This is a genomic window from Gramella sp. AN32, from assembly GCF_023718305.1.
Lineage (GTDB): Bacteria > Bacteroidota > Bacteroidia > Flavobacteriales > Flavobacteriaceae > Christiangramia > Christiangramia antarctica.
The window spans coordinates 1-5,683 of record NZ_QEYO01000035.1 but is presented as its reverse complement, the minus strand read 5'-3'; the positions used below and the strand labels follow the sequence as shown (position 1 = coordinate 5,683).

At 48.1% G+C, this 5,683-nt stretch carries 2 tRNA genes and 3 rRNA genes; all 5 read right to left on the bottom strand.

Annotated features, from left to right (window positions below):
• Nucleotides 1–24: 24 nt before the first annotated feature.
• Nucleotides 25–133, bottom strand: a 5S ribosomal RNA gene (gene rrf, locus DHD80_RS19645).
• A 169-nt stretch (nucleotides 134–302) separates the two neighbouring features.
• Nucleotides 303–3,180, bottom strand: a 23S ribosomal RNA gene (locus tag DHD80_RS19640).
• Between the two features lie 249 nt (nucleotides 3,181–3,429).
• Nucleotides 3,430–3,503: transfer RNA gene (locus tag DHD80_RS19635), tRNA-Ala, on the bottom strand.
• A gap of 186 nt (nucleotides 3,504–3,689) precedes the next feature.
• Nucleotides 3,690–3,763, bottom strand: a tRNA-Ile gene (locus DHD80_RS19630).
• A gap of 189 nt (nucleotides 3,764–3,952) precedes the next feature.
• Nucleotides 3,953–5,482, bottom strand: a 16S ribosomal RNA gene (locus DHD80_RS19625).
• The 16S, 23S and 5S rRNA genes sit together here with 2 tRNA genes alongside, the layout of an rRNA operon.
• Nucleotides 5,483–5,683 lie beyond the last annotated feature (201 nt).

Sequence of the window (5,683 nt, the reverse complement as noted above, 5' to 3'; positions counted from 1 at the left end):
ACTGAAGGGGTTTTGATTATAAAAAGAAGGCGGCGACCTACTCTCCCACGAGGTGCAGTACCATCGGCGCTAACGGGCTTAACTTCTCTGTTCGGGATGGGAAGAGGTGAGCCCCGTTGCTATAGCCACCTTAAAAGGTGTGTTATAAGCGTATCGGGCTTAACACAGTCCTGAATGAACATTCAGCACAAATATCCTGACATATATAAAAGAAACAAAAATAAAGAGAAGCTTTATGCACTAGGTTACTGGTTTCATGAAGCATTTGGCGGCCCTTGGGTTTTGCGCCCCAAGGGCCATCGCGCATCAAGCTTTACGGATGATTAGTACTACTCGGCTATGACATTGCTGCCTTTACACCTGTAGCCTATCAACGTGGTCGTCTCCCACGGTCCTTTAAAGAAATCTCATCTTGTGGTGGGTTTCGCGCTTATATGCTTTCAGCGCTTATCCCTTCCCAACGTAGCTACCCTGCAATGCTCCTGGCGGAACAACAGGTACACCAGAGGTTGGTCCAATCCGGTCCTCTCGTACTAGGATCAGGTCCACTCAAATTTCTAACGCCCACTGTAGATAGAGACCGAACTGTCTCACGACGTTCTGAACCCAGCTCGCGTGCCACTTTAATGGGCGAACAGCCCAACCCTTGGGACCTTCTCCAGCCCCAGGATGTGACGAGCCGACATCGAGGTGCCAAACCCCCCCGTCGATATGAGCTCTTGGGGGAGATCAGCCTGTTATCCCCGGCGTACCTTTTATCCTTTGAGCGATGACCCTTCCATGCGGTGTCACCGGATCACTATGCTCTACTTTCGTACCTGATCGACCTGTATGTCTCTCAGTCAAGCTCCCTTATGCCATTGCACTCTACGCACGGTTACCAAGCGTGCTGAGGGAACCTTTAGAAGCCTCCGTTACTCTTTTGGAGGCGACCACCCCAGTCAAACTACCCACCAAGCACTGTCCTTCCCTCGAAGTTAGGCTCTAAACAAGTAAAGGGTAGTATTTCAACAACGACTCCACGATACCTGGCGATACCGCTTCAATGTCTCCTACCTATCCTACACATCACTTGTTCAAAGTCAATACTAAGCTATAGTAAAGGTGCACGGGGTCTTTTCGTCCCACAGCGGGTAATCGGCATCTTCACCGATACTACAATTTCACCGAGCTCATGGCTGAGACAGTATCCAGATCGTTGCACCATTCGTGCAGGTCGGAACTTACCCGACAAGGAATTTCGCTACCTTAGGACCGTTATAGTTACGGCCGCCGTTTACTGGGGCTTCAGTTCAATGCTTCTCCCCGAAAGGATAACATCTCCCCTTAACCTTCCAGCACCGGGCAGGTGTCAGGCCCTATACGTCATCTTTCGATTTAGCAGAGCCCTGTGTTTTTGATAAACAGTCGCCTGGATCTTTTCACTGCGGCCCCCCCATAAGGGGGGCGACCCTTCTCCCGAAGTTACGGGCCTATTTTGCCTAGTTCCTTAGCCATGAATCTCTCGAGCACCTTAGAATTCTCATCCCAACTACCTGTGTCGGTTTGTGGTACGGGTTGCCTCCACTCGCTTTTCTTGGAAGTCGATCCGCTGGATTATCACGCTGGCCGTAGCTTTTGTGTACTATCGGGGTGTTACCACTCCCTTCAACGCACAATTCCGTCTGTGCGCACCAACTTTTCGCCTCCGTCCGCTTTTAGCGTGGGGCAAGTACAGAAATATTAATCTGTTGTCCATCGACTACCCCTTTCGGGTTCGCCTTAGGTCCCGACTAACCCCCAGCTGATTAGCATAGCTGGGGAAACCTTAGTCTTTCGGTGTGCGGGTTTCTCGCCCGCATTATCGTTACTTATGCCTACATTTTCTTTTGTAATTGGTCCAGCATACCTCGCAGTACACCTTCAACCCCATTACAATGCTCCCCTACCACTCTAACTAATGTTAGAGTCCATAGCTTCGGTAATATGTTTATGCCCGATTATTATCCATGCCGGACCGCTCGACTAGTGAGCTGTTACGCACTCTTTAAATGAATGGCTGCTTCCAAGCCAACATCCTAGCTGTCTGGGCAGTCCAACCGCGTTTCTTCAACTTAACATATATTTTGGGACCTTAGCTGATGGTCTGGGTTCTTTCCCTCTCGGACATGGACCTTAGCACCCATGCCCTCACTGATCAACAACATTTTATAGCATTCGGAGTTTGTCAGGAATTGGTAGGCGGTGAAGCCCCCGCATCCAATCAGTAGCTCTACCTCTATAAAACTAATTAATCGCTGCACCTAAATGCATTTCGGGGAGTACGAGCTATTTCCGAGTTTGATTGGCCTTTCACCCCTACCCTCAGGTCATCCCAAGACTTTTCAACGTCAACGGGTTCGGTCCTCCACTATGTGTTACCACAGCTTCAACCTGCCCAAGGGTAGATCACACGGTTTCGCGTCTACTACTACTAACTAAGCGTTTGCACGCTTTCATCCCCGAAGGATGAACCTCGCCCTATTCAGACTCGCTTTCGCTACGGCTCCACCTCTTAAAGGCTTAACCTTGCTAGTAAAAGTAACTCGTAGGCTCATTATGCAAAAGGCACGCCGTCACCCCACGAAAGGGCTCCGACCGCTTGTAAGCGTATGGTTTCAGGATCTATTTCACTCCGTTATTCACGGTTCTTTTCACCTTTCCCTCACGGTACTGGTTCACTATCGGTCTCTCAGGAGTATTTAGCCTTACCGGATGGTCCCGGTTGATTCATACAGGGTTTCACGTGCCCCGCACTACTCAGGATACTGCTATGGTTTATATCTACTTACCTATACCGGGCTGTCACCGTCTATGGCCACTCTTTCCAAAGTGTTCTAATTCGTAATACAACCAACTTCGCAGTCCTACTACCCCAGCAAGTCCGTAAACTTACTGGTTTGGGCTGTTGCGCGTTCGCTCGCCACTACTAGCGCAATCACTGTTGTTTTCTCTTCCTCCGGGTACTTAGATGTTTCAGTTCCCCGGGTTCGCCCCCGCCTTACGGCGGGTACCATACCTTCAGTATAGTGGGTTGCCCCATTCGGATATTTGCGGATCAATTTGTATGTGCCAATCCCCGCAACTTTTCGCAGCTTATCACGTCCTTCTTCGCCTCTGAGAGCCTAGGCATTCCCCATACGCCCTTATCTAGCTTGTATGCGTTTTGCTCTAATGCTCATGTTCCCCTAACCCAAGAAGTAACTCTTAAATTAAGGGGTATTCTAATGTATTGGTACCCACATTGCTATGGGTACCAGCTTTCTCGTATTCTTTTGTTTCTTTCAATATGTCAATGAACGTTTTTCCCCTCCAACAATAAAGGCTCCCATGGAATGGCCAAACTAAAATACCTAAGGTATTCCCTGGTTGTTTGCCAATCCTATCGCAACCCCTATCTCAGGGCAATAGTGGAGAATATCGGAGTCGAACCGATGACCTCCTGCGTGCAAGGCAGGCGCTCTAGCCAGCTGAGCTAATCCCCCGTTTTGAATTCAGAATTTAGAATTCAGAATTTAGAATTAGAATTCCGTAGCTTCTAGAATTTCCTTTCAATATTTCAATTAATGAACGTCGTACTTCGTATTTCTACACCCGTACTTCTTAATTGTCTCAAGTTTAACTTTAAACTTTCCAACCTTTAACTTTGAATGCAAGCTTCGCTTGCATCGTAGTCTCAGGCAGACTCGAACTGCCGACCTCTACATTATCAGTGTAGCGCTCTAACCAGCTGAGCTATGAGACTGTCCATAATAGCCCTCAGCTCTAAGCTCTCAGCATTAAGCTTTAAGATCCCTCCTAAATACTTACAGCTTACAACTTATAGCTTACTGCTATTTTAATCAAATTGACAATAAGAATCAAGACCCAAAGGTCTAAGCTTTTGAACTTCCCTTACTAATTGTCGCCTGCATGTAAACATGCAAAGCTCTAGAAAGGAGGTGTTCCAGCCGCACCTTCCGGTACGGCTACCTTGTTACGACTTAGCCCCAGTTACCAGTCTTACCCTAGGCGGCTCCTTGCGGTGACCGACTTCAGGTACCCCCAGCTTCCATGGCTTGACGGGCGGTGTGTACAAGGCCCGGGAACGTATTCACCGCATCATGGCTGATATGCGATTACTAGCGATTCCAGCTTCACGCAGTCGAGTTGCAGACTGCGATCCGAACTGTGATAGGGTTTGAAGATTCGCATCCCCTCGCGGGGTAGCTGCCCTCTGTCCCTACCATTGTAGCACGTGTGTGGCCCAGGACGTAAGGGCCGTGATGATTTGACGTCATCCCCACCTTCCTCACAGTTTGCACTGGCAGTCTGGTTAGAGTTCCCGACATGACTCGCTGGCAACTAACCACAGGGGTTGCGCTCGTTATAGGACTTAACCTGACACCTCACGGCACGAGCTGACGACAACCATGCAGCACCTTGTAAATTGCCCGAAGGAAAAGGTGTTTCCACCCCTGTCAATCTACATTTAAGCCCTGGTAAGGTTCCTCGCGTATCATCGAATTAAACCACATGCTCCACCGCTTGTGCGGGCCCCCGTCAATTCCTTTGAGTTTCATTCTTGCGAACGTACTCCCCAGGTGGGTTACTTATCACTTTCGCTTGGCCACCCAGCCCTCAATCGGGCCGGACAGCTAGTAACCATCGTTTACGGCGTAGACTACCAGGGTATCTAATCCTGTTCGCTACCTACGCTTTCGTCCATCAGCGTCAATACATTATTAGTGATCTGCCTTCGCAATAGGTGTTCTGTGTAATATCTATGCATTTCACCGCTACACTACACATTCCAACCACTTCATAATCATTCAAGAACAACAGTATCAATGGCAATTCTACAGTTGAGCTGCAGACTTTCACCACTGACTTATCATCCCGCCTACGGACCCTTTAAACCCAATGATTCCGGATAACGCTTGGATCCTCCGTATTACCGCGGCTGCTGGCACGGAGTTAGCCGATCCTTATTCTTACGGTACCGTCAAACAACTACACGTAGCTGCGTTTCTTCCCGTATAAAAGCAGTTTACAACCCATAGGGCAGTCTTCCTGCACGCGGCATGGCTGGATCAGAGTTGCCTCCATTGTCCAATATTCCTCACTGCTGCCTCCCGTAGGAGTCTGGTCCGTGTCTCAGTACCAGTGTGGGGGATCTCCCTCTCAGGACCCCTACCTATCGATGTCTTGGGAAGCCGTTACCTTTCCAACTAACTAATAGGACGCATACTCATCTTTAAGCCATAAATGTTTAATTATAAATCCAGGTGAATCCATAATACTATGGGACATTAATCCACGTTTCCATGGGCTATTTCCCGCTTAAAGGCAGATTGTATACGCGTTACGCACCCGTGCGCCACTCGTCAGCAAATTAGCAAGCTAATTCCTGTTACCGTTCGACTTGCATGTGTTAGGCCTGCCGCTAGCGTTCATCCTGAGCCAGGATCAAACTCTTCATCGTTAAATCTTAAATATATTCAACAACTACTAAAGAAATTGCTCAAAATGACTTCTTCTAGTCTTAATTCTTATATACTAAATCTTAAAGGCATCGCTGCCCCCAAAATCTATTGTCAATTCAATATGTCAATGAACTTGTCAATTATCAATTAGCAGTTATCAATTAACAATCCTAAAATTGCCCTATGATCATTGCTTATTG